General features: G+C 69.6%; 11 protein-coding genes, 1 tRNA gene and 2 pseudogenes. 11 read left to right on the top strand and 3 right to left on the bottom strand.

The features are described 5' to 3' along the window. Positions 1–48 precede the first annotated feature (48 nt). Positions 49–828 carry a precorrin-6A synthase (deacetylating) gene (cobF, locus tag ACZ5U5_RS38170; protein WP_469031083.1) on the bottom strand — a complete coding sequence of 260 codons (780 nt, stop codon included), beginning with the start codon at positions 826–828 and terminating at the stop codon, positions 49–51. A gap of 109 nt (positions 829–937) precedes the next feature. After that, on the bottom strand, positions 938–1,453 hold the full coding sequence (locus tag ACZ5U5_RS38165; RefSeq protein WP_469031082.1) for a DUF309 domain-containing protein: 516 nt from the start codon (positions 1,451–1,453) through the stop codon (positions 938–940). 108 nt (positions 1,454–1,561) lie between these two features. Here ACZ5U5_RS38165 and ACZ5U5_RS38160 point away from each other — a divergent pair. The 5 genes from ACZ5U5_RS38160 to ACZ5U5_RS38140 all read left to right on the top strand — a co-directional run bounded on the left by ACZ5U5_RS38160 (position 1,562) and on the right by ACZ5U5_RS38140 (position 12,860). Then, positions 1,562–1,635 (top strand) — tRNA-Pro (locus ACZ5U5_RS38160). 1,024 nt (positions 1,636–2,659) lie between these two features. Then, complete coding sequence (locus tag ACZ5U5_RS38155; protein ID WP_469031253.1) at positions 2,660–2,806, top strand: hypothetical protein; 147 nt, start codon at positions 2,660–2,662, stop codon at positions 2,804–2,806. A gap of 140 nt (positions 2,807–2,946) precedes the next feature. Beyond that, positions 2,947–4,149, top strand: a complete 1,203-nt coding sequence (locus ACZ5U5_RS38150) for a serine/threonine-protein kinase (RefSeq protein WP_469031080.1) — start codon at positions 2,947–2,949, stop codon at positions 4,147–4,149. A 103-nt stretch (positions 4,150–4,252) separates the two neighbouring features. Further along, on the top strand, positions 4,253–7,297 hold the full coding sequence (locus tag ACZ5U5_RS38145; protein WP_469031078.1) for an SNF2-related protein: 3,045 nt from the start codon (positions 4,253–4,255) through the stop codon (positions 7,295–7,297). Position 7,298: 1 nt separating this feature from the next. Beyond that, positions 7,299–12,860 (top strand): DNA methyltransferase family protein, encoded by a 5,562-nt coding sequence (locus ACZ5U5_RS38140; protein ID WP_469031076.1) that lies wholly within the window; start codon positions 7,299–7,301, stop codon positions 12,858–12,860. 51 nt (positions 12,861–12,911) lie between these two features. Here ACZ5U5_RS38140 and ACZ5U5_RS38135 read toward each other — a convergent pair. Then, positions 12,912–13,096 (bottom strand): annotated as a pseudogene (locus ACZ5U5_RS38135) (DUF397 domain-containing protein). A gap of 26 nt (positions 13,097–13,122) precedes the next feature. Here ACZ5U5_RS38135 and ACZ5U5_RS38130 point away from each other — a divergent pair. The 6 genes and pseudogenes from ACZ5U5_RS38130 (at position 13,123) to ACZ5U5_RS38105 (ending at position 26,330) form a co-directional block, all read left to right on the top strand. Beyond that, a pseudogene (locus ACZ5U5_RS38130) lies at positions 13,123–13,582 on the top strand (ATP-binding protein). An 88-nt stretch (positions 13,583–13,670) separates the two neighbouring features. Next, on the top strand, positions 13,671–14,960 hold the full coding sequence (locus tag ACZ5U5_RS38125) for a DUF262 domain-containing protein (RefSeq protein WP_469031074.1): 1,290 nt from the start codon (positions 13,671–13,673) through the stop codon (positions 14,958–14,960). Continuing rightward, entirely contained in the window at positions 14,957–16,147 is a 1,191-nt protein-coding gene (locus ACZ5U5_RS38120; RefSeq protein ID WP_469031072.1) for an AAA family ATPase, read from the top strand. Before ACZ5U5_RS38125 ends, ACZ5U5_RS38120 begins: the two co-directional genes overlap by 4 nt. A 52-nt stretch (positions 16,148–16,199) precedes the next feature. Then, positions 16,200–17,162 (top strand): hypothetical protein, encoded by a 963-nt coding sequence (locus tag ACZ5U5_RS38115; RefSeq protein WP_469031071.1) that lies wholly within the window; start codon positions 16,200–16,202, stop codon positions 17,160–17,162. Positions 17,163–17,250: 88 nt separating this feature from the next. Further along, positions 17,251–24,042: a DEAD/DEAH box helicase gene (locus ACZ5U5_RS38110; protein WP_469031069.1), complete on the top strand. Its 6,792-nt coding sequence runs from the start codon at positions 17,251–17,253 to the stop codon at positions 24,040–24,042. Next, entirely contained in the window at positions 24,039–26,330 is a 2,292-nt protein-coding gene (locus ACZ5U5_RS38105) for a UvrD-helicase domain-containing protein (RefSeq protein WP_469031068.1), read from the top strand. Before ACZ5U5_RS38110 ends, ACZ5U5_RS38105 begins: the two co-directional genes overlap by 4 nt. The last annotated feature ends 15 nt before the right edge of the window (positions 26,331–26,345 follow it).

Genomic DNA, 26,345 nt, shown 5'->3' with positions numbered 1-26,345 from the left:
CATGCGGGGCCGGTCCGGTCCGGTGACGCGGGGCTCGCGCGCGTTCCCTCAGTCCAGGTTGCGGCGCAGGAGATAGGTGTCCATGATCCAGCCCTTGCGCTCGCGCGCCTCGGCCCGAAGGGCCTCGATACGCGGAGCGGCCTCGTCGAGCGGCCCGGAGACGAGGATCTCGTCGGCGGTCCCGACGTAGGCGCCCCAGTAGATGTACATGTCGCCGCCCTCCCCGTCCTGATAGCGCCGGAACGCTTGATGGGCGTCGAGCATGACCACGACATCATCGACACCGTCGGGAAAGCCGTGGTCCGTGAGCCGGCGCCCGGTGGTGATCTGCACGGGGCGCGCGACGCGGTTCAGGCCGGTGCGGTGCCTGGCGGCGAGCGAGGAGACGCTGCTGATACCCGGCACGACGTCGTACGAGAAGGCCAGCTCGCCCCGGTCGAGTACTTCCTCCAGGATCCCGAGCGTGCTGTCGTACAGCGCGGGGTCGCCCCACACCAGGAACGCGCCGCACTCGTCCGCACCCAGCTCATCGGCGATCAGCCGCGCGTAGATGTCCGCCCGGCGGCTGCGCCAGTCCCCGACGGCGGGGGAGTAGTCGGCGCCACCCGCCTTCCGGTCGCGTGCGGGGTCCCGCGCCTCGACCACGCGGTAGGCGCCGTCGGCGCGGTGCGCGTCAAGGAGGTCACGCCGCAGCTGGACGAGGTCGTCCTTCTCCTCGCCTTTGTCGAGGATGAAGAACACGTCGGTGCTCTTCAGAGCCTTGACGGCCTGCAGGGTCAACTGGTCGGGGTCGCCGGCGCCGATACCGATGACATGAATCTTTCGCACGCCGAGAGTCTGCCGCACGGGGGTGCGGTGGGGGTGGGCGGGGCGCGTCAGGTACGGCCGGTACCGACTGGACCCGAGGGCTTCACCTGCCGGATCCGGCCCCGCGACGTCACGTGCCGTCGGCCCCGCGCAGCCGCGGCGCGTGCTTCGCGGCGTCCACCGTCGGCCCGCCCGCCTCCAGAGACTCCGCCAACTGCCGGGCCCACAGAACGAGTCCGTCCACGTCGATCCCGTACGGCCGCTCGCTCTTCCTCCCCGCGTCGATCGCGCCCGCTCCCCTCAGCAGCAGCCGCGCCCCACCCGTGAGGTTGCCGCGGGCCGAGTGGGTCAGCCCAACGGCCAGCTGCGCGAGCCCTTTCCACAGGTCACGCTCGTCATCGGGGCCCGACTTCCAGGCGTCCTCGAAGACCTCGTGCGCGTGAAAGGGGCGCCCCGCGTCGAGGAGCGCCTGTGCCTGAGTGACCGTCTCCTCGGGTGTGCGCGTGACCCCTTCGGGCTGCCGCTCCACGCCTTCGGTGCCGTACGGCAAAGGGCGCCCGAGACCGTCACGCGGCCGCGCGTTGCGGGCCCGCCCTTCGGTATCACGGTCGCGGCCACGGTCATCGGGTCGGGGTGCGGTGCTCATACGGCGATTGTCCCTCGCCGGGCGTGCGGCGGGGGGAGCGGACCACCCCCGAACGTGGGGTAAAGTTCTGTTTGCGCGATCACGCAGAACACCGCGGGACACGCGCATCGGGACGTGGCGCAGCTTGGTAGCGCACTTGACTGGGGGTCAAGGGGTCGCAGGTTCAAATCCTGTCGTCCCGACGGAAACGTCGCAGGTAGGGGCCATCTTCGGATGGCCCCTACTTCGTGTTTGGGAGCAATTCTGGGAGCGGGGAGCGGCTCCCTGCGCTCCCAGGGAGCGGGAGACTGGGAGCGACGTCAACCGGGGGTGGACGGATGGTCACCCGATCCGGTCGCTCCCAGGGAGCATCTCCGCTGCCCGGTCTGGTGCACGAGGCAAGGGGTCGCGCTGTTCGCCCCCTTGTCCGAATACTCGTCATGGGGCCGTGCTCCCACTCGACCCCATGACGGCTTGCACCGACCCCTTGTCTGTGTGTACGCCCTGTCTTGTTGCACACCTCATCCAGAGGTTGAACGCGGTAGCGAGACGCTGCGCAGGTCAGTAGGGGTATCGGCTCGGGTATGTCTGCTCCTGCGAGTCCCCTTGGCCCGGCGCCAGTGGATGTAGGTGTCTGTACGGAGCGGTACGAAGATGCTGGGGGCGTGTGTGATGCCTGCCCGATTCGGTAGGGCTGGAGTGAGCTCCGGGGGACCGAACGTGCCTGCGATGTCAGTTTGGTTCGGCCTAGTGTTGACCGATCACAGAGACCGGTCAACTGAGCTCCGATCGTCCTGTTCCCGATGACGCATTATGTGGAGTATGTGGCGATTTTGGAGTCTGCCAGAAAAGGGCCGCTGACCTGCTTTTTCCGAGTGTGCGCTATGGACGCACGGTTGGCGCATGAACGCTGCATTTCTGATGGGTGGTCATGCGCGGTTTCAGGCTGGTGGGCGGGTGTTCACCTGCATGACGGTGAACGCCGAGATGGGGTCCTTAAGGCTGGCCGCCGCGCGGTTGGCCAGCCTCGCCGGTTCTGCAGTGCCTGGCACGTTGTCTTGTAGGAGTTGATCTCCCACACGCCGACGGGGCGCCGCCTCTCACCCACTGCAGTACCGAGAGCTGCCGCTCGTTGACCTGCCGTTCCGAAGGCACATCGTCGACTCGAAGTGGATCTATGACAACGGTATGCTGCCGTCAAGTGGATGTCCGTGCGGGCGGCGGTCTTTGCTTGGCCGTCAATTCGCCTCTTGTTACCGCCACCTCGGCACACCGGACGACTTCACCGCGTACATCGCCGACCTGCGCGCCGCCTACAAGCGGAAGCGGAATCTGATGCGATTGATGGACGACCACGGCCTGTCAGGCTCGTGACGGCGACCGTCGCGCCTGTGGATGCCTCCGGGGAAAGCCGGTACAGGACGACAGAGGACCTGCATAGACTGCGTCCCGGTCCGGGTAGGTCCACCGCGTGAAATCGCGGGGTGCGGACCACAACGGGGAGGCGTGACACCGTGGAACCACTGAGGGACGACGACCCGAAGGAGATCGGGGGTTTCGCCCTCGTGTGCAGGATCGGCTCCGGCGGCATGGGCCAGGTGTTCCTGGGTGAGTCCGCGGCCGGCCACCTGGCCGCCGTGAAGGTTATCAAGCCCTCCGTGCTCGATGAGGAAACCCGGGCGCGTTTCCTGTCCGAGGTGGAGAGCCTGCGCACCGTTTACGGGCCTTTCGTCGCGGCCTTCGTCGGCGCCGACGCAAACGCCGACCAGCCCTGGCTCGCGGTCGAGTACGTACCCGGACCCGATCTGCGCACCCTGGTCGCCGGTCAGGGAGCCCTGCCGCTCGCCGAGACCGCTAGCCTCGGAGCGCTGCTGGCCGAGGGCCTCGGCACCGTCCACAAGGCAGGGCTGCTCCACCGTGACTTGAAGCCGCAGAACATCCTGCTCTCCTCCTACGGCCCCAAGGTGATCGACTTCGGTCTCGCCGTCCTCGCGGAACGCCGCACCACCCTCACGGCCACCGGCTTCGTCGTCGGCAGCGTGCTCTGCATGCCTCCGGAGCAGGCCAGGGGCGAGCAACAGCTGGACCGGTCCGCCGATGTGTACGCTCTGGGTGCGGTGCTGCTCTTCGCGGCGACCCACCACTACCCGTACGAGGGGGCGACGTGGCAGGCCGTCGCCCTGAAGATCGAGGACCCGGCGACCCCTCCCGACCTGGCGGACGCCCCACCGGAACTCGTGCCGCTGATCACGGACATGCTGGCACTGGATCCGGATGACAGGCCGGCACTGCCCGAAGTCACCGAGCGGCTGGTGCGCGTCATCCGTGAACAGGGTCTGACCGCCCTCCAGGCCAAGCGCCGCCTCGCAGCTCTGACGCCCGAAATCAGCGTGCCCCCGCTTCCCGCGCCGGTCCCTGGGCCTCCCGCGGGAGCCGGCGCACCTGCCTACACACCCGCCGTTATCGACCAGGCGGCGGTCGAGGACGACGAGCAGGCGGGTCCGGCCGGTTTCGCAGGGGCCCGGCAGTACACCTCGGTGGGAGAGCCCGATCCGGATGATCCGGACGACGGCACCTCCGCCCTCCCGGCGTCCTCGCCTGCGCAGGCGGAAAATCGCCCGCGCCCGCGATGCAGGATGACCGCTGTCAGGCCTTCCGCGCCCTTGAGGATCGCCGAGCGGATTCGTGCCGGCTACGCCCGCGAGGCCCGTTTCTGAGCAGGCGCGGCCACCTGCCCTACCCCGTACGCCTCCCTTCCTCCCCGTGACAGACTTGCGGAGATGAGAGCGCATAACACACAGGAAGACGAAGGGGCGGCGAGTGACCGACCAGGGGGCAACGCAGGAGGGAACCCGGTTCCCGCCGGGCGCGCAGGTCCTCGTACGGGACGAGGAGTGGCTGGTCCGTAACACCACCACGACCGATCACGACGGGGAGCGGATCGAGGCGGTCGGCGTCTCCGAGTTCGTGCGGGACGAGGAGGCCGTCTTCTTCAGCGGCATCGACACAGTGGAGCTCTTGGACCCGGAGAAGACCGTCCTCGTACCCGATACCTCCTCGTACTACCGGCGCAGCCGCCTGTTCCTCGAAGCCGTCCTGCGCAAGACGCCGCTGCCTCAGTCGGAGCGGGGCCTTGCCCTCACCGACCGCTTCCTCCTGGACCCGCTCGTCTACCAGCAGCGCCCGGCCGAACTTGCCCTGTCCATGCGCAACCTCCGTCCCCGGGTTCTGATCGCCGACGTCGTCGGTCTCGGCAAGACCCTGGAGATCGGCCTGACCCTCGCGGAGCTCATCCGCCGGGGCCGGGGCGAGCGCATCCTGGTCGTGACCCCACAGAGCATCCTGGAGCAGTTCCAGCACGAGCTGTGGACCCGTTTCTCCATCCCGCTGGTACGGCTCGACTCGCTCGGCATCCAGCGCGTCCAGCGCGAGCTTCCGGCGGGGCGGAATCCGTTCACGCACTACAAGCGCGTGATCATCTCTGTTGACACCCTGAAGAACATCGGCCAGTACCGGCACCACCTGGAGCGGATCCGCTGGGACGCCGTCGTCATCGACGAGTCCCACAACCTGATCAACCCCGGCAGCCAGCGCCGCGCCCTCGCCGAGATCCTCGCGCCCCGCACGGACGCCCTGTTGCTCGCCAGCGCCACCCCGCACAACGGCGACAAGCGGTCCTTCGCCGACCTGATCTCCCTGCTCGACCCGGCCGCGATCGCCGACCGCGACCACTACGACCCGGCGGAGGACCTCGGCCATCTCTTCATCAGGCGCACCAAGATCAGCCCCGAGGTCCGGGACGAGATGGGCACCGAGTGGCCGGACCGGGGTCCCACCGTCTCCCTCCAATGCGCGGCCACCGAGGCGGAGGAGAGGGTCTTCGCGGAACTGGCCGAGCACTGGATCCCCACCCCGCCGACAAGCACCGAGTTCGGCACCGCGAGTCACGACCCCGTCTCGGTCGCCGTCGAGCCGGTCTTCGCCTACAACCTGCTCAAGACGTTCCTGTCCTCGCACGTCGCCCTGGACGAGACGGTCGCGAACCGCGTGTCCTCCCTCACGGACCGGGTCCGCAAGGCCGAGGAGGAGGGGCTGCGACCCGACCCCGCCATCGCCGCCGAGCAGGCCGCCCTCGCCCGGCTCCGGGAGATCGTCTCCGGCATGGGCGACGGCACCGCGCCCGGCGATTCCGCCAAGCTCGACGCGCTCGTCGCCCAGCTCAAGGAGATCGGTGTCGGCCCCCGGTCCACCACGCGAGCCGTGGTCTTCTCCGAACGCGTCCGAACACTGACGTGGCTCGCCGAGGTCGTCCCGGGCCGCCTGGGCCTCCCGGTCGGGGCGGACGGCACGTCGAAGGCCGTGGCCGTGATGCACGGCGGCCTCAGCGACGAGGAGCAGGGCAAGGTCCTTGAGGCCTTCGGCCTCGCCGACACTCCCGTCCGGCTGCTGTTCACCGGAGACGTGGCCTCCGAGGGCGTCAACCTGCACCGCCAGTGCCACCACCTCGTCCACTACGACATCCCGTGGTCCCTGATCCGCATCGAGCAGCGCAACGGCCGTATCGACCGCTACGGGCAGAAGCACGAGCCCCGGTTCCACGCGCTGATCCTCACCTCGACCGTCCCCGGCGCCAAGGACGACCGCACGGTCGCCGAGAAGCTGCTGCTCCGGGAGGAGGAGGCGCACAAGCTGGACGGCACGGCCGAGGCCGTCTCCGGTCTCTACCGGGCCGAGGAGGAAGAGCGCCGGCTCATCAAGGAACTGGTCAGGGGCGGCACGGTCGAGGAGTTTCTGGCCTCTGCCCCCGCCGATGACACGGCACTCGCCGACCTGTTCGGCCAGGTGGACACGATCACCGAGCAGGAGCTGCCCGCGCGCGCCGAGCTGATCTCTCTCTTCGACGGCGACACCGCCGACTTCGTCGCCACCGCCCTCGACGAGGTGTACGAGGAGCGCGCCGAGGACCAGATCGCCCTGTCGTCCGGCACCGACGCCCAGGGCGGTGCCTACTTCTCCCTCTCCCCGGCCCTGGCGCCCGACCTGCTACACCGCCTCAAAGCCCTGCCGCCCTCCTACCTCAGGGAACAGCGCGTCGCCGAACGGATGCTGGTCACCTTCGACCGAGCCCTCGCACAGCGCAAGCTCACCGAGGCAAGGGACAGCAGCACCACGATGTGGCCGGACGTCTCCTTCCTCACCGACATCCATCCGGTGGTCGAGTGGCTGACGGACAAGGTCCTGGTCGAGTTCGGCCGGCAGGAGGCCCCTGTCGTCACCACGCCCCACGTCGACGGCCCGGTCTTCCTCATTCAGGGCATCCACTCCAACGCCCTAGGTCGCCCGACCGTGGTTCGCTGGATGGCCGTGACCGGTCTCCGCCCCGACGGCCATGGGACGCCCGAGGTACGCCCCATGGCCGACGCGCTGCGCGACGCGAAGGTCGGCCCGAGGCTCGCCCGCGCCGGAGGCCCGCGGGACCTGGACCGGCTCCAGACCCTCGTCCCGGCCGCGGTCACCGCCGCCCGCCACCACCTGGACGCGGGCAGGGCCGCGTGGGAGGAGCAGATCAGCGGGCCGCTCGCCGCCTACCGCGACCACGTCGCCCAGTGGCGTGCCGACTCCCTGCTCCCCGGCATCACCGGCCGCCGCGAGCGTCTCGTCGAGGAGACCGCCGACGAACTGGCCCGTCTCCTCGACCAACTCCAGACCACCGGACGGCCGTTGCTCCGGGTTCTCGCCGTCCTGGACCGCCCCGGCGCCCCGGACGCTTCTGGAGACGAGACGGTCGCACCCGCGGCCGGCGCCCAGGACCCGGCCCCCGCATCCGACGCCGCCCACCCGTCCGACGCCCAGGCGGAGAACTGACGTGACGTACGACTCGCTGGTCAACCATGGCGACTACCTCTCGCCGCACTACCTCGCCGAGGTCCTTCCCAAGGACCTCAAGGCGAAGGACGGCCTCCTCACCCGCTGGGCGGCCTTCGAGGAAGCCGAACGCCGCCGCCACGCCGATGCCGTCGCCGACGCCGCCCGCCAGGGCCTCGGCCCCGACTCCGTACCGCCGCGCGTCCGCACCCCCCGCGAGAGCCTGCGCGCCCTGTACGGCCCCTACTTCGCGGGCCGCGCCGCGCTCGCCGAGGACGCGGCGGCGCTCGCCGCGCCCGACACGCTCGCACCCGAAGGATGGCGGAAGCGCTACACCGAGAGCCACGTCGACACCCTGCGCGCCCTTGGCTACGCCGATGCCCACGAGCAGACTGTGGCCGTCCACCGCGCCGACCGCGAGTACGTAGTCCAGGTGCTCCACGCCGAACCCGGCCTGTATGCGGTCGCCTGCGGCTGGACCACCGAACCCGACGCCGCTCTCGACCCGGACGGCGCCGGCCGCCTGCTCCACCCGGTGGAGACGGAGACGTCGGCGCCGGATCTGCTGGACGCGAAGGCGCTCACCGACTTCCTCTTCACCTGCGACACACCTCCGCGCCACGTCCTGCTGCTCGTCGGCGGCGTCGCGGTCCTCGCCGACCGCCTCGCCTGGCCCGAAGGCCGCTATCTGTCCGCCGACCTGGACGCGGCCCTGCACCGCCGCGACGACCGCCACGGCGGCGAACTCGACATGCTGGCGGCGCTGTTCGGCGCCGACGCGCTGCGCGTCCCCGCCGAGGGCGGCACTGCGCCGCTCGCCGCCTTCCTCGACCGGTCCTCGAAGCACGCCGTCGGCGTCTCGACCGAACTCCGCGAGGGCCTGCGCCTGAGCGTCGAGTGGATCGCCAACGAGGTCCTGGACCGCCTGCGCGAACCGGAGAACGGCGTCACCCCCGCAGACCTGGACGATCCGGCCCGCCTCGCCAAGGAACTCAGCCGCGAGTCGCTGCGCTACCTGTACCGCATCCTTTTCCTCCTCTACGCCGAGGCCAGCCCCGCCCTCGGCATCCTGCCCTCCGACTACCCCGAGTACGAGCAGGGCTACGGACTCCAGCGCCTCGGCGACCTCGTCCTGCGCGACCTCGTCGGCGAGCGCTCGCGGAAAGGCTTCCACCTGTATGAGTCGCTCGACCTGCTCTTCAAGAAGGTCGAGAAGGGCCACCGCCGCTACGGCACCGAACCCGAGGACCTCGCGGCGGAGGCGGCGGCCCGCGAGGCGACGGAGGCCGAGAACGAGGCGGCGAGGCTGCTCGCCGACGGCGAGATCACCCAGGCCGAGTACACCGAGCGGGTCCGCGAGGCCGACCGTGCCCGCCGCGCCGCCGCCCGTAGCACGAGCGCGGGCCTGCGCTTCGAAGCCCTGCACTCCGAGCTGTTCACCAAGGAGGCCGTCCGGCTCATCTCTGACGACCAGATCGAGAACCCGGCGTACGAGGGCGGAGAGGGCGAGAAGCGCCGCCCCTTCCTGGACACCCGGCTGCGCAACGAGACCCTGCACAAGGTGCTGCGCCGCCTGATGCTCACCAGGGGCAAGGGGCGGGAGCGCGGCGGCTTCATCTCGTACGCCCAGCTCGGTATCAACCAGCTCGGCGCGGTGTACGAGGGCCTGATGTCCTACACCGGCTTCATCGCGGAAGAGAAGCTGTACGAGGTCGCCAAGGGCGGCGACCCGTCGGGCGGCAGCTGGATGGTCCCCGAATCCCGTGTCCGCACTGGGGACTACGACGACGCCCTCTTCGTCAAACGGACGAACGAGGAGACGGGCCGCCTGGAGCGGGTGCCCCACCCTAAGGACTCGTTCGTCTACCGCCTGGCAGGCCGCGACCGTCAGACCTCCGCCTCCTACTACACACCCAAGTCCCTCACCGAGGTCACGGTCGAACTCGCTCTCAGGCACCGCCTCGACCAGGACGGCACCACCACCCCGGCGAAGGAACTCTTGGAGTGGAAGATCTGTGAACCGGCCCTAGGCTCGGGCGCGTTCCTCAACGAGGCCATCGACCAGGTGGCCGCCGAGTACCTGCGGCGCCGTGAACGCGAGCTGGGCCGCCGAGTGGACCCCGAACTGCGGCAGATCGAGCTCCAGAAGGCCAAGGCATACATCGCCCTGCACAACGCCTACGGTGTGGACCTCAACGCCACGGCGGTCGAGCTCGCCGAGGTCTCCCTCTGGCTCAACTCCATGCATCCCGGCATGCGGGCGCCCTGGTTCGGTCTCCACCTGCGGCGCGGCAACTCGCTCATCGGCGCGGGCCGCAAGGTCTACCAGGCGGACGTTCTCCCAGGCGGCGGCTGGTTGGCCAAGAAGAACACCCTCCCGCCGAAGGACCTGCCGTTCCGTGACGGGCCACTGCCCGAGGGCGCGGTGCATCAGTTCCTGCTGCCCGCGACCGGATGGGGCGCGGTCGCCGGCGAGTCAGAGGCGAAGAAGCTCGCCGAGGACGAGGCCAAGGCGCTGGGCCAGTGGCGCAAGGGCGTCCAGAAGGCCCCGAAGGCGCCGAGGCCGTTCCAGGAGCGCGGCGACGAGACCGACGAGGCCCGTCAGAATCGCTACGACCGCTGGCGCAAGGCCGCCGACAAGACCGAGCAGGGTCGTCTCCAGGGCGTGGCCCGGCGCGCCGAGTTCCTGTGGTCGCTGGTCGCGACCCGCCTCGAACTCTCCGAACGGGCGGTGTCCCGCCGCGTCGACGTGTGGGGTGCGGACTGGCTGGAGCAGTCCACGGAGGCGGAGGACAAGCAGAAGGTCCTCGACGACCTGACCCGGCACGGCACGCCGTACTGGCGGTTGAAGACCGTCATGGACGCCTGGTGCGCGCTGTGGTTCTGGCCGCTGGACCGAGTCGGTGAACTCGATGGCACGGACCCGGTGTACGGCACTGGCGGCGCGCTCGTCGACGAGTCTTCGGTGCCGGCGATACTGGGCGGCGGGGCGGTGGAGCCTGCCGCCCCGGTCGCGTCGGGCACGCCGGTTGAGCTGCCGTCCGGTCCCGCGCCCGGGGACCAGCTGTGGCGGACGGCCGGCCTGTTCGACGACCTGGACGGGGAACAGGAGGAACTGGGCGAGGGTCTGGGCTCCGGCGCGTCCAGGCGGAGCGCCCCGGCCGCCCGCAAGGCCGCCAACCGCGCGCCGGAGCGGGCGACGGTCCCGCTCCAGAGCCTCGGGGACTGGCTGGACTTCCTGGAGAGCCTGCTGGGCAAGGTCGACATGCCAGAGCAGTCGCTGCTCTCGGGCATCGAGAACCTCGGGCCGGACGAGGCTCTGGAACTCCTTGCCGACGTGGAGGACCGCCTGGAGGGCTTCCTCGGCATGCGTCCGGCGACGCAACTGCCTTTCCGTTACCCGTGGTTGAACACGGTCGAGGACATCGCGGGGACGACGGAGAAGGACATAAAGGCGGAGGACGGCCACGGCTTCTTCCACTGGGAACTGCACTTCGCGCACGTGTTCCGGGGGCCGGGGGGCGGGTTCGACCTTCAGGTGGGGAATCCGCCGTGGGTCAGGCCGAGGTGGGAGGAAGACACGGTTCTGGCCGAGCTTGATCCGTGGTTCAAGCTGGTCGAGAAGCCGAGCGTTGCGTTGTGGCGCGAGCGTAAGGCGGCTGCCCTGGATCAAGAAGCGGCAGCGCACTATTTCCTGAGGGAAATGACATTGACCACAGGCGTTTCCGAGTGGCTGAGTTCGGCAGTGACCTATCCCGTACTCGCAGGGACGCAGCCCAATCTCTACCGGGCCTTCATGGCTCGGACGTGGGGAAACCTTGGGTCCGGCGGCACCATCGGGCTTATCCATCCCGACACGCACTTGGGGGGCACCAAGGAGGGTCGGATTCGAGAGGCTACCTATCCGCGACTGAGGCTTCATGCCAGCTTTGTTAATGTCGCCAACTGGGCATTCGAGGCCCAACGTAACATGGCGTTCGGTATTCATATCTATGGGAGGCCGCAGGAACATATCGAGTTTGATAACTTGAGTCGGCTTTTCGGCGTGGAACCTGTCATCGCTTCCTTGGATCACGATGGTGCCGGAGAGATCCCTGGGACCAAGTGCGATGGAGAGTGGGACCTTTGCCCTCACGCAGCTCGGGTGGTTCGGGTTGACCTGAGTACCCTCGCGCAGTGGCAAAAACTCACCGGCGACACAGAAGGAGCGGCCCGGCAGGCCGCCTTGCTTCAGCCGGTTACGACTGAGGAGCAGGGGGCCATCGCAGCGCTTTCTGGGGTCGTAGATCGCGTGGAGGGCGCAGACCCACGGATTACGCGGGGATTTGACGAAGCGAACGGTAAGAAAGACGGGTTCATCGCATGGTCTACATCTCAACCAACCTCGTTGGGTGAACTAGTCATTCAAGGTCCACACATCAATATCGCCACCCCATTTAACAAGCAACCAAAGATTCCGTGCCGGAAGAATCAGGACTGGATTGCCTTTGATTTGACCACACTCGCCTCGGACGCCATTCCGCGGACGAACTATGTAAGGCCTGAGACATGTTCGCCGTGGAGGTACGAAGATGAGCAAGAACGATGGCTGGATCGAGCGCTGCCCGAAAGTGATTGGCAGTCAAGCGCCGAGGAGCGGGAGTCGCGCAGTAGAATTCTGGGCGAGGGAGAACTGAAGCTGGACGTAGAAGGCCAGCGGGAGCCGGTGCGTCAGAAGTCGTGGCTCTTCCGGCCATACACCAGGTTCTATCGGCTGGCGTGGCGTGTCATGATTCCGTTCCATACGGAGAGAAGCCTCTTTGCATGTGTCATGCCGCCCGGTCCAGCACATGTTCATACGGTCCACTCCATGGCTCTGGAGGATAACCGGACCACCGCGCTCAACGCCGGCTTCTGGGCGTCCTTGCCGTTTGACTACCTGCTTCGTATCACTGGTCGCTCGCACCTACAGGTTACTGAGGCGAGGAAGATGCCCTATGCCAATCCCGCCCACCCCCTTTCCGGCCCTCTCCTCCTCCGCACCCTACGGCTCAACTGCCTTACCGATGCCTACGCGCCGCTCTGGGCCGAGTTGTACGACATGACGTGGCCGGGCTACGAGGATTGGGCAGTGGAATGGCCTGACCTGGCGCCCCTCGCCGACGGAATCCAGAAGACCTGGGAATACGGCACCCCGCTCCGCACTGAGTACGAGCGCCGCGCCGCCCTCGTGGAGATCGACGCCCTGGTAGCGGTGTGGCTCGGCATGAGTGCCGACGAGCTGATCGCAATCCACAAGGCTCACTACGCGATTCTTTCGGACCGCGAGGCACGGATGTGGTTCGACGCCAAGGGACGGCAGTTGGCGCAGGACCCGTACGCTCATGGGCACGGCCAGACCAAGGAGCACTACGAGCACTTCCTCGCCTACCAGAAGAAGGAGCGGCCCGAGCCCCCCGAGGGCTACACCGCCCCCTTCTACAAGGCGAACCGCGAAGAAGAGATGCGTGCGGCGCACGCGTACTTCTCCGCGAGGCTCAAGGAGGCCATCGACAAGGGGGAGTGGGCGCCTCCCACGACGTGAACGACGGTGCCCCGCGCCGGACTCGTCCGGCGCGGGGCACTTGCGTGAGGCTTAGGCTTGGGCGGCATACGTGACGAAGTCGTTCCACGCGGTGGGGGAGAGGGCGAGTTCGGGTCTCCGCTGGTCCTTGGAGTCCCGGACGTGGATCGCCTGCGTGCCCATGGCCACTCGATGCAGTCGGCACCCTGCGAGCCGCTGTAACTGATCTTGAACCAGGCCAGTTCGGACGTGCTCATAGCGCTCCTCGCGGCACTTTGGGTGCATGACAGCACCGCCCACTCCCGCCGCCCACCCAGCACCCGCCACCGTACGTGTGTTCACCCAGCGTTTCAGCTCCGCCCCGCGCGGTGCCCGCCTCGCTCGCCGGCTCGCTCTGCACCAGCTCGACACCTGGGGCGTGCCACACGGCAGCCCGGCGTCCGACACCGCCGCCCTCCTCGTCGCCGAACTCGCCGCCAACGCCGTCACACACGGCCGCGTCCCCGGCCGGGACTTCGAACTTGCCGTCAAGCTCCTCGGCCCGACCCTACGCATCGAGGTTTCCGACACCCGGAGCGAGCGGCGCCTTCCTGCCCCCGGCGCGGCCCGCCCCGCGCCTCCGCCGCTCGCGGAGACCGGCCGGGGCCTGCTCCTCGTGGAGGCGCTCGCCGGCCGCTGGGGACGTGTTCGACCGCGTCCCCGTCGGCAAGACGGTCGTCGCCGAGCTCGACCTGCCCGGCTGATGCCCCGGACGTCGCGCTGACAGGCCACGACGCCCTCTATAGGCTTGCCGGACACGGCATCAGGCAGCGGCGGAGGGCAGCGGGGACCATGACGGACCTGGAGGACAGCGCCGACGGCGCCGGAGGGGGCCGGCCGCCGGCACCCCGGGGCTTCGCCATGGCGGAGGACGTCGACCAGCCGGACTCGCTCCTCCTGCCCTTGGGCTCGCCGCTCGAGATCGGCTCCGACGGCCGCCCGACCGGTGTCGAGCTGGAGCTCCCCGCCGACGACGAGGACGAGGGGCGGGGCGACTACCGGGACGAGGACGGTATTTCCGCTCCGTTCCGGCCTGAGAACATCAAGATCCAGACCCAGATCACCACCCCGGAACTGCTGCTGTCCCGACTGGAGCAGGGCCTGCTCGATCTCGCACCGGACTTCCAGCGCCGCTCCGGCATCTGGAGCGACCGTGCGCAGAGCCGACTGATCGAGTCGCTGCTGCTCCGCATCCCGATCTCCAACTTCCACATGGCGTACGGCGACGAGGACACGTGGGCCGTCGTCGACGGCGTCCAGCGGCTCACCGCTCTCGCCCGGTTCATGAAGCCCGAACTAACCGACCTGGGACCGCTGGTCCTTCGGGGCATGGACTATCTCTGGCAGCTCGACGGCAAGACGTACCAGGACCTCAGCGGACGGTTGAGGCTGCGACTGCGCGAGACCCAGATCACCGTCCACATCATGCAGCAGGGCACCCCGGAGGAGGTCAAGTACAACGTCTTCTCACGGATCAACACCGGTGGCATGCCGCTGAAGCCGCAGGAACTGCGACACGCACTGGTGAGCGGGCCCGTCCGGAGCTTTCTCGCCGACCTGGCCGAGGACCCGGCCTTCGGTGAGGCCACCCGGTGGAGCGTGTCCGACGAACGGATGGCCGACCGCGAGATGGTGCTGCGCTTCCTCGCCTTCCGCGACACCAATCCGGCCGCGCACACCGAGAAGGACTTCGACAAGTTCCTCATCGACGCCATGTACCGGATCAACGCGTTCACCGAGGAGCGGCGAGAGGAGCGGGCACGGGAGTTCAGGACGGCCATGCGGTGCGCACGGGACCTCTTCGGTGAACACGCTTTCCGCAAGTGGCGTGGCGGGAAGCGCAGTTCTCCCGCAGTCAACAAGGCTCTCTTCGAGACGATCTCCGTGCATCTCGCGCTACTCGACGATCACGAGCGGAACAGGCTGGTAGCGTCGCGGGCGAAGGTGCACGACCGCTTCTTCGAGCTCATGAACGACTGGGAATTCAACCGGTCGATCTCCGCGAGCACCGGGGACCCGGCGAAGATCCGCACCCGATTCCAGGAAGTGGCACGACTGTTCCGAGGGGTGGCCGAACAGTGATCGACCGACTGACGCTGCACAACTACAAGGCGTTCCGGCACACGGAGATCCCCCTCGGCCCGCTCACCCTCCTCACCGGACTCAACTCGTCCGGCAAGAGCAGCGTCCTCCAGGCGCTCGCCCTCCTCCGGCAGTCCTACGAGTCCGGCGACCTGGCACTCTCCTCGCTCACGGACGAGGAGCACCGGGCCGGACGCCCCACGGACATCGCCGACAAGGGCTTCCTCCTCAACGGCGAACTCGTCGGCCTCGGTACCGGAGACGACGTCCTCCACGAGGACTTCACGGGGGACGAGGAACGAGTCGGCTTCACCGTGGACGAGGGGCCCTACCGGTACGGGTGGACCGGTGCCGCCGAGCGTGAACAGAACCTCCTGCCGCTCGTCGACGCCGAACTTCCCGACACCTCCGAGGGCGGACAGGAGCGGCCGGCCGGTCCCGTGGCCGTGACCCCGGCGTTCTTCACCGCCCCCTTCCAGTACCTGCACGCCGACCGCATCTCGCCCGCCGAGTTCTACCCACGCGACCACCAGGTGGCCATCGGCCGAGGCTTCCTCGGCGTACGCGGCGAGCACACGGTCAACTTCCTGCGGCACCACGCCGACGACGTCGTTCCCGAGGGTCCGCTCCGCCACCCGAACGCCGCCTCCGACCGGCTCATCGACCAGACCGTCGCCTGGCTGGGCGACCTGTGTCCCGGAGTCGACGTCCAGGCCGAGGCCATCAAGGGCACCGACGCCGTCAGCCTCTCGTACGGATTCCAGGGCACGCTGGGCGCCACCAAGCGCCGTCGCCCCAGCAACGTCGGCTTCGGCCTCACCTATGTCCTGCCCGTCGTAGTGGCCTGTCTGAGCGCCCGTCCCGGCACTCTGATCCTCCTGGAGAACCCGGAGGCGCACCTGCACCCGCAGGGGCAGACCCGAATGGCCATGCTCGCCGCCTCCGCCGCCGCGCAGGGCGCGCAGGTGATCACGGAGACGCACAGTGACCATGTGCTCAACGGAGTGCGGCTCGCGGTGAAGCAGGGGCGCGTCGCCCCGGAACAGGTGGTGCTCCACTACTTCCGCGGCAACGGAACGGGCGCGGAGGTCGTCACCCCGCGGGTCAACGCGGACGGTCGGATCGACCAGTGGCCCACCGGGTTCTTCGACGAGCTGGAGAACACGCTCGACCAACTCATCGCCTGAGATCCGCCAGGGGGCCGGAAACAGGTGCACACATCATCGCGGAGGGGAAGACGTGCCGCAGCTGTTCCTGAACGAGAAATCCTGTGGGACGACGGCGGACCCGAACCGGGTCAACCACGCCATGACCGAGATGGTCAAGGCCGTACTCGCCGTCGCTGCTGCCGACCGGCAGGGCACAGCGCTGATCACCCAGGCCGACAGTCTGCTGGCGTTAGAGCTCGCTCCCGGCCACCCCATCGGCAAGTGGATGGGAGCGCCGGGCACCGACGAGGTCCTGAGGCTGAGGCTGAAGCGACTCGACGACAGGTCGCCGTACCGGACGGTCTTCCCCGAAGGAGAGACGTTCTCCGACGTCGGGTACGAGTACGACGGTGAGACCGTGGAAGGGCTGGGTTACGCACATCTGCTGGGCGGTGTCGGGATCTCCCTGCCGCTGGAAGCCCGCTGGAACACCGACCGGATCACGCTGATCCAGGAACGGCTCGCTGACGGCGAGGACACCGGTTCCGTCTCCACCGAGGTCGAGGTCCGGCATGCGGCCCGCACCCAGCACGTCGACACCCATCTGCAGTGGATCGAGCGCGGGGCGAACACCGCCAGGCAGAAGGTCGTCGAAGGTCTGCGGTCAGGCACTGAGCTCTGGGCACGATGTCCTGACCTCTTCCCCCTCGTCCAGTTCACGCCAGATGCTGAGCGTCACTTCGCCGAGTTGTCCGAGACGTGGGTCCGCCCGGTCGGCGAGCGGCTCGGGGAGCTTCAGGACGCGGTCAGCGACTGGGACCCCGAGCGGCACCCGATGGCGCCCCAGTGGCGTTCCTACGTTCGCACCGAGTTCGAGATGCGCCGGAAGCTGTGCTGGTTCACCGACACCGACGGCGAGAACCGGCTCTTCGACTGGCACAGCGAGTTCCTGCCGGAGCAGGGGCGCATGCCGGGCCGCGTGCACTTCCGGCTGGTCCACGAGGAGCGCACCCTGCGCATCGCGTACGTCGGTCGGAAACTCGGCAACAGGTGATCCGAGGCGGAACCCGCCCCACCGCCCCGGCTAACGTAGGCCACTGACCGGCTCCACCAGCACCATCCGCCCCAAGGAGGAACCGCGCGTGCGTCCCACTCTCGCCGCCGACCAGGTACGGGCCAGTCTGAGCCAGTACCTCGCGACGACGTACGCGTTGGCCGACGAGTCCACCCGCCGTGCCCTGGAGGGCTTCCTCGGCGACGCCGAGGACGGCATCTTCCGCGGCCCCTACCTCCGCGTCCGCACGCCGTTCAGGACTGCCGAGGGTGAGGACTGGAAGCGGCACCTGGCCTGGCACCCCGACCTCATCCCGTACCGCCACCAGGAGCGCGCCTGGAAGCGGCTGTCCACCCTGCACGGCCCGGCGCGGCCCACCCTGGTCACCACCGGAACCGGATCGGGCAAGACCGAGTCGTTCCTGGTTCCGATCCTCGACCACTGCCTCCGGGAGCGCGAGGCCGGCCGGGAGGGCGTCAAGGCGATCCTGCTCTACCCCATGAACGCCCTCGCCACCGACCAGGCCCACCGGATCGGCAAGCGTCTCGACGACAGGAAGGACACCCGGCTGCGCGACGTCGGCGTGCAGGCTGCGCTCTACATCGGTGACACGCCGTCTCAGGAGTTCAAGCAGGCCAACCCCGCGATCGCCGTCGACCGGGACGAGATCCGCCGCACCAGGCCCGACATCCTGATCACCAATTACAAGATGCTTGACCTGCTCCTCCAGCGGCCCGAGGACCAGCGGCTGTGGCAGGACGACTCCCCGCTCGCGTATGTCGTGCTCGACGAGTTTCACACCTACGACGGAGCCCAGGGCACCGACGTCGCGATGCTGCTGCGCCGCCTTGGATCGGTCACCGGCCTGGCCGAACCCGGCCGACCCCTGGGGCCCGTCTGCCCGGTCGCCACCTCCGCCACCCTCGGCGAGAGCGGTCCCGACGACAGCGGTTCCGCGGCGGCCAGGCGGGGCGAGGCCGGGCGGCCCGGCATGCTGGAGGTCGCCGAGCAGGTCTTCGGTGTGCCGTTCCCGCCCGACGCGGTCGTCGGCGAGGACCGGCGCTCGGCAAAGGGCTTCACCGGCGAGAGCGACTTCTCCCTGCCTTTCCCCTCGCCCCAGGAGGTCGACGCCCTCGGAGACCCCACCCGCGACCCGGGCGTCATGGACGACCTCATCGCGGCTTTCACTGGCCTGAGCGGACCCACCCCCGAGGAGCTCGGGGACGTCCTGCGCCGCCACCGGCTCACCTCCGCCGTCCTGGAAATCCTCGACGGCACCCCCAGGACCCTCGCCGAGATCACCGAGGTGCTGCCCCGCTACGCCTACCACTGGGGCATGGACGTACAGCGGCGGCCGGCCCTCGCCGCCCGGGCTCTCTCCCGCTACCTCGCCCTTCTCTCGTACGCCCGCGACCCGGAGCACCCCGGGCGGCCCCTGCTGTCCATCGAGATCCACCACTGGGTTCGCTCGGTCTCCCGCGTGCTGCGCGGCATCAGCGCGGCACGCGCCGAGTTCCGCTGGGACGACGAACGAGTGACCTCCGGCGGCGCGCTGGCACGTGCGGGCCGGATCTCCAGTGGCAGGCCGTCGCCGTACGACGGGGAGGGCCCATCCGTGCCGCCTGACGCCGCCGGGCAGGCTCCCGCCCCGGCCGACGACAGCGCGTCGCCGCCGGCCCAGGTCTTCCTGCCCGCCGTGTTCTGCCGCGAATGCGGACGCTCCGGCTGGGCCGCGTACTCGCCGGAGGTCGACCCCGCCCACCTCGACCTGAACGCCACGAAGATCCGTCGGGCCTCCGTCGGCCGCGACAAGCGCCGGGTGCGCAACATGATCGCCGCGACCCCCCGGGAGGTGCACGAGGCCGCCTTCGCCGCCGGCCCGGACCGCCGGCGTGGCGGACCTGCCGTCATGGTTCTGGAAGGCATGGGAGGACGGCTCCGGCCGCTGGCGCCCGAAACGGACCTCACTGCCCCCGAGGAGGGTGAGGGAACGAGCAGGCCCAAGCCTCTGCACAACGCTGCCTTCGTCCACGCCGACCTCGACGGTGACCGGGCCGCCGAACGCGACCAGTGCCCGGCCTGCCGCACCTTCAACTCCATCCGCTACCTCGGCACCGGCCTCGCCGCGCTCGCCGCCGCCGCCGTCACCCAGCTCTTCACCGGCGGCGAACTGGACAAGAATGTGGGAGAGGACAAGACCCTCCTCTTCAACGACTCCGTTCAGGACGCCGCTCACCGCGCCGGATACGTCGCCAGCCGCTCGTACACCTTCTCCCTGCGTTCCCTGCTCGCCAGCCGCATTGGCGAGGACGAGCCGGTCGCCCTGAACGACCTCGCCGCCGACCTCATCGCGGACGTCGTCGACAGCAAGGCCGTGCAGGCCGCCGTCATCCCGCCGGATCTCCACCTCGTCCGGGGTGTGGACACACTGCTCTCCGGACGCAGTCAAGGGTCTCGCCCCACCTGGGAACTGATCGCGCAGCGCCTGGCGTTCGCCACCGTCATGGAATTCGGCCTCCGCTCCCGGCAGGGCCGCACCCTGGAACTCACCCGCACCGTCGCCGCCGACGTGCCCCTTCAGGACCCCGACGCCGTGGCCGACCTCGTACGGGAGATCCTCCTCACCACCCCCGGGGAGATCGCGCTGCCCGACGGCTCGGCGCCCGGACCCGATCAGTACACCGGATTCGTCCGGGGCCTGCTCGAACGGATGCGGATCCGGGGCGCTGTCCGGCACGCCTGGCTGGACCCCTGGCTCGACCAGGCCGGGGTGCGCCGGTGGGCGATCTGGGGCGGGCGCGAGACCGGCATGCCCGCCTTCCCCCGCGGGGTCTCCGCCCCCGCCTTCCTGCTCGGCGCCCCCAAACAGGGCAGCGAGGACTTCGACGTCCTCACCGGCCGGCTCGGCTGGTACCAGGACTGGGCCGTACGTGCCCTCGGACTGCGCCCTGAGGCGGCCGGTATCTTCCTGACCCGGCTACTGCCCGCGCTCGCCGACACGGGCGTCGTGTCCGCACGCACGGCGCTCGACGGCACCACCCGCGTCTACGGACTCCAGCCCGGCCACATCCAGGTTCGCGGCCTCGCCGACGACACGCTGCCCGACGCCACCGCGCACTGTCCCCGGTGCTTCTGGGAACAGACCATCCACCCCGACCTCGCCGATCAGTGGCACGGGCAGCCGTGTCCCCGCTACCGGTGCGGTGGCACCCTCGGCACCGGCCGCGACCTGGACAGCGGACTGCGGCAGCGGGACTTCACGGACGACTTCTACCGCCGCATGTACCGCGAGGCCGGCGTCTTCACCATCAACACCGCCGAGCACACTGGAACCCTCAGCCGCGCCAAGCGGGAGGCGGTGGAGAAGGCATTCCGCGAAGGCACCCGCGTCCACTACGCCAACCCGCAGGTGCTGTCCTGCACCCCGACCCTCGAACTCGGCATCGACATCGGCGACCTGTCGGCCGTCGTCCTCGCCTCGCTGCCGAAGGGACCGGCCAACTACATCCAGCGGGTGGGCCGTGCGGGGCGCTCCACCGGCAACGCCTACCTGCTCACGATGGTCGACCGCGGCCCGCGCGACCGCTACTTCCTCGAAGACCCCCGGCTTATGATCGCCGGAGAGGTCCTGCCCCCCGGCTGCTACCTGTCCGCCGCTGAGATCCTGCGACGCCAGTACCTGGCCCACCTCCTCGACCTCGTCGGAGCCGGACGGCTGACCGCTCCCGACGGGGCACGCCTGCAACCCCTGCCCGGACGTGCCACCGAACTCTTCGGCGCCTCGGCCTGGCAGGCCGAGTTCGCCGAAGCCGCGCTCGCCGCCGGTACACGGCTCGTGAAGGGCTTTCTGGAGCTGTTCCCTCCCTACGACGAGAGCCGAGGCACGGGAGTCAGCCCCCAGGCCCGTGCCACCCTCGGCACCTACGCGACCGACCCCGGCGAGGACGGACTCGGCGCCGCTCTCGACTCGGCACGCCGACGCTGGGAGGACCGCCGCGCCGACCTCCAGCGCCGGACCGAGGCCATCGACCGGGCCCACGGACTGCTCGTCGCCGGCGACCCCGATCACGAGCGGCAGGGACGCGAACTGCGGGCCGAGCGCCGGGACGTGGCCCGCGTCTCGCGGGAGATCAGCCGCACCACCGCCCACGGGGCCCTCGTCGACCTCGGCCTGCTGCCGAACTACAGCCTGATCGACTCGACCACCGAGCTGGAGGCCACGCTCACCTGGACGGAAAAGGGCGCCGACGAGTCCCGCACGAACCACAGCAAGACTCTGCGCCACAGCCGTCCCGCCCGCCTCGCGCTCTCCGAGTTCGCCCCCGGCAACCACTACTACGTCCAGGGATACAAGCACCGCGTCACCGGCCTCGACATCGGCAGCCCCGGACGCCCTGCCTGGCTCTGGTGGCGGGTCTGCCCCGACTGCGGCCACGTCCGCACCCACCGCGCCGAACAGGACGCCTCCCCCTGCCTCCGCTGCCGGTCCGCGGCCATCGGCGACATCGGCTGCCTGCACAAGGTCCTCGTACCGCGCCGCGTCACCTCCCGCGACGAACGCGACGACGTTCGCGTACGCGACGACAGCGACGAGCGCGAGAGACGGCACTACACCGTCGTCCCGGCCGTAGACATCGACGCGCACGACATCGAACAGGCATGGAAGCACGAACACGCCACCTTCGGATGGGAGTTCACCCGCCAGGCGCGGATCCGGCACATCAACGTCGGAGCCACCCGGGTCGACGGCGGTACCGACTCGACCTTCGCCGGGCAGGAGGTCCGTCTCAACCCGTTCTGGGTCTGCGACGCGTGCGGCTTCGCCGACCCGGACGGCGGCCCCGCGGCCCACGACGCCTCCGACGCGACGGCCCATGCCCGGTACCACCGGCCCTGGTGCCCCCGGCGACGAGCAGGAGCCGACGTCGGACGGCGAGGAGAGCGGGTGCTGCTCGCCCACGAGCTGCGCACCGACGCCCTGCGCATCCTCATCCCCGCCGTCACCGCCCACACCAGGGAACGGCTCGCGTCCTTCAAGGCGCTGCTCCTCGCCGGAATCGCCCGCAGCTACGGCGGCGACCCCGACCACCTTGCGGTCGTCACCGACTCGATGCCCGAGGAAGGCGATGACAGCCCGCTCCGCCGCCACTTCCTCGTCCTGTACGACACGCTGCCCGGCGGCACCGGATACCTGCACCGCCTCGCCGGCCGCGACGGTTTGCGGGGCGTTCTGGAGGACGCCCGGCAGGTGATCGAGACCTGCGTGTGCGCGGGCCAGGGACGGCCCGCCTGCCACCGCTGTCTGCTCCGCCACGTCACCGACGGCGAGTACGAGCTCGTGAGCCGCGAGCACGCCCTCGACATGCTTGGAGAGCTGTTCGGCCGCACCGCGGACCGCTGGAGCACCGAACCGGTGGCCACCACCCGGGACATCACCCTCGTGCACCAGGTGGAGAGCGAACTGGAGGCCCTTTTCCGGCGCGGGCTGCTGGAATGGGCCGACCGCGTGGACGACGTCAGCGTCCGCACCGCGCTCACCGCCGACGGCACCAGGGACACCAGCCTGCGCTTCACCGCACCCGACGGCACCGTCCGCGGCTGGGAGATGGAGACCCAGACACCGCTCGGCTTCACCCGGCCGGACGTGGTCTTCCGCAGCACCGTGGACGACCGCAAAGTGGCTGTCTTCCTCGACGGCTACCGCTACCATGCGAGCCCCGTTCACCTCACCGCCGAGGAGGACGCGGCGAAGCGCACACGGCTGCGTGCCGACGGGTGGCAGGTCTTCCAGCTCACGTGGGACGACGTACAGGCCTGGACGGGACACTCCGTGCCGCAGGCCGACCCGGTCTGGAAGCCGTACCCGAACACCGCGCAGAAGACCGCCATGGACGTCCACCGACGTATGCACACGGGTGACACCCGGGACCTGACACGCCTGGTGTGGGCCAACCCGGTCGAGACGCTGATCGGATACCTCACCGACCCGAACCCGGACGCCTGGCGGCGCCGCGTCCAGAGCGCCCTCGCCGGCTTCGCGGCCGTCTCGGCGACCAGCCGGGCGCTGGCCGACGGCGCGGAGACCGGGCGCAGGATCAGCGAGGCGCTGCACGGGCGACGACTGGCGGGAGGGCAGGGAGCCGTCCAGGTTATGGCGACCCGGGACGCCTCGGGATGCCCGCTCATCATCGCGCTCGATCTGCGCAGGGGGCAGAGCGGGGCGGTCTGGACGGCTCTGATCGTCCTCGACGACAGCCCCGACACGGTCGCGGCTGATGAGACCGCCCATCGCAGGCGCTGGCAGGCGTGGCTCTACTGGAGCAACCTGCTCCAGTTCCTCGACGCGGGGGAGGGGGACGGGGTCCAGCTCACGACCGGCATGCTGCCCGGATTCGATGCGGCCGAGCTGGCCGTCACCGGCGGAGCCGGATGGCTCACCTCCCAGCGGCGCGCGCACACGCCGGTGCCGGAGGCCCCCGAGCCGTCGGTGAACCGGCAGGGGCCTGCGGCCGCCGCACTCGTCCGTGATCCCGGCTGGGACGAAGTCATCGGGTACCTCGTCGAGGATCCGGGGCTCGACGCGCTCGCCCGCGCTCTGGCCGACCGGGGCGTGCCCGCCCCCGAGGCCGGCTACGAGCTGGGAGCGGCCGCCTGGCCCGCCGAACTTGCCTGGCCCGAACGGAGCGTGGGCGTCGTCCTCGCCCACCGCCCGGACTCGGGAAGCAGCCGGGACATTGATGCGGAACAACGGGACGCGGCCTACCGCGACGCGGGCTGGCAGGTCCGCACTGCCACGGAATGGAACGCCGACGAACTCGCCATCCTGGTGCGGGGCGACGCGGCCGGAACCACGAACGACCACGGGGAGAACGAGCGATGACGGTCACCAGCACGCCGCGGACGGGCGTGACCCTGCGCCTGCTCGACAAGGCGGACAAGGAGATCGTCAAACTGGACCGCGCGGTCCTCGGGGCGTTCTACAAGTTCCAGCACGACTTCCGCCGCAATCCCGCCGCCGGCGGATTCGACCTGAAACCGCTTGAGGGGCACGACCGTCTCTGGTCGGCGCGCGTCAACCGGGAGTGGCGGGCGCTGATGATTCGCCTCGGCGGTGACGACTGGCTGCTCGTCTCAGTCAAGCACCGCAGTCATGTCCACAAGAACCTCGACCGGTTCAACTACGGCATTAACCACATCACCGGCGCCATCGAGTACGTCGACCTCCAGGTCGTCGAGGAGAGCCTGTTGCGCCGCGGCCTCACATCGCCCGCCGCGCACGCACCGGTGTCTGCACCGCCCTCCGCTCCCGCGCCCGAGCCGGTCGGATCGCAGCCGGAGAAGCCGCTCTTCGGTGCCTACACCGACCGGCAGCTCGCGGACCTCGGCGTCACCGAGCCCCTCATCCCCATCGTCCGCAAGCTCACCACCGACGATGAACTGCTCGGCCTCGCCGAGTACGCGCCCCGCCACACCGGGGAGGTCCTCCTCCGGCTGCGCGACGGCATCCCTTACGAAGAGGTCATGGAACAGGTGACCGCGCCCGTCGCGGTCGCCGAGCCCGAACGGAACCTCGACGCCGACGACTGGCAGGCGGCTCTCGACCGCTCCCAGACCGTAGTGATCACCGACGACGAATCCCTGCAAAGCATCCTGGAAGAGCGCGACTTCGGCCGCTGGAAGATCTTCCTCCACCCCACCCAGGAGAAGCTGGTCCGACGGCGGTACTCCGGCCCCGCCCGGGTCGGCGGCGGGCCGGGAACCGGCAAGACGATCGTAGCCCTCCATCGCGTCTGCCATCTGGTGAGCCAACTTCCCCCCGGCCACACCAAACCCGTCCTACTCACCACCTTCAACCGGAACCTCGCCGCCGACCTGCGGGCCCGGCTGCTCTCCCTCGGCGGACCCGACGTCCTCGCACGCGTCGACATCACCCATGTCGACCAGCTGGCTACCCGCATCGTGAGCGAGGCCGACCCGGGCAACACGAAGCGGCGGATCGACGACACGTCGGCCCTCCGCGAGTGGCGGGAACTGCTGGTGGAGACCGGGGAGACCCGATGGACCGCCGAGTTTCTTAGCGACGAGTGGAACCAAGTCATCCTCGGCCAGGCCGTGTCCTCCCGGAGCGACTACTTCCAGGCCCGCCGCGCGGGGCGGGGCCGCAGCGTCACCCGCTCCGAACGGGCCGGCATCTGGCAGCTGGCCGAGCGCTTCACCCAGCGGCTCGAGACCAAGGGCCTGGAGACCCACCGTCAGGTTGCCGAGCGGGCCGCGCGGCTGGAGATGGCCCGCAAGGTCCGCATCGACCGGCGTGCGGAGGAACGCGAGGAGCGGGGCGGCCTGCACAACCTCCACGTCGAGGCCGGCTCCGGGGCCTGGCTGCGCTACCGGTACCGGCACATCGTGGTCGACGAAGCGCAGGACCTCAGCGCCGCCCACTGGAAGATGCTGCGCGCCATGGTGCCGTCCGAGCCCGACGACATTTTCCTCGTCGGCGACACCCACCAGCGCATCTACGACAACCAGGTCACCCTCGGCAGCCTCGGCGTCCACATCCGCGGCAGATCCTCCCGGCTGACCCTCAGTTACCGCACGACTCGGGAGATCCTGCGCGACGCCATCCGGGTACTGGGCGACGCCGACTACGACGACCTCGACGGCGATACCGACACGCTCGCCGGCTACCGCTCGGTCCTCCACGGCACGGAACCATCGCTGCGCGGCGCACGGAGCTGGGACGAGGAGATGGACCTCGTTGTCGAACAGTTGCGGGCCTGGCACGACGTGCCCCGGGAGGCCATGGCGATCTGCGTTCCGACCAACGACATGGTCACCCAGCTCGCCGACCGTCTCGTGCGAAGCGGGATTACCCCTTCGGAGATCACTCAGGACGGGCCGCGGGGTGACCAGGGCGTCCACATCGGCACCATGTACCGCTTCAAGGGACTGGAATACCGCTGCCTGATCATCGCCGGAGCAGCCGAGGGGCTTGTACCTCGGGCCTCTGTCGACGCCTGGGAGCACACGGATCCGAGCCGCCACCGGCGAGAATTGCACCGCGCCCGGTCGCTTCTTTTCGTCGCGGCGACCCGCGCCCGTGACGCGCTCGCCATCACCTGGCACGGCGAGCCGAGCCGCTTTCTCGCACCTCTTCGCCCACCGAGATGAGCAGTGGCCCCGTGT

The sequence above is a fragment of the Streptomyces sp. NPDC033177 genome (genome assembly GCF_055577715.1).
The sequence above is the reverse complement of the archived record's forward strand: the minus strand, read 5'-3'. Positions and strand labels throughout refer to the sequence as shown.

Coding starts and splice junctions, on each gene's coding strand:
- ACZ5U5_RS38165 (WP_469031082.1), bottom strand. CDS start 1,453: ATGAGCACCGCACCCCGACCCGATGACCGTGGCCGCGACCGTGATACC.
- ACZ5U5_RS38125 (WP_469031074.1), top strand. CDS start 13,671: ATGACGGACCTGGAGGACAGCGCCGACGGCGCCGGAGGGGGCCGGCCG.
- ACZ5U5_RS38105 (WP_469031068.1), top strand. CDS start 24,039: ATGACGGTCACCAGCACGCCGCGGACGGGCGTGACCCTGCGCCTGCTC.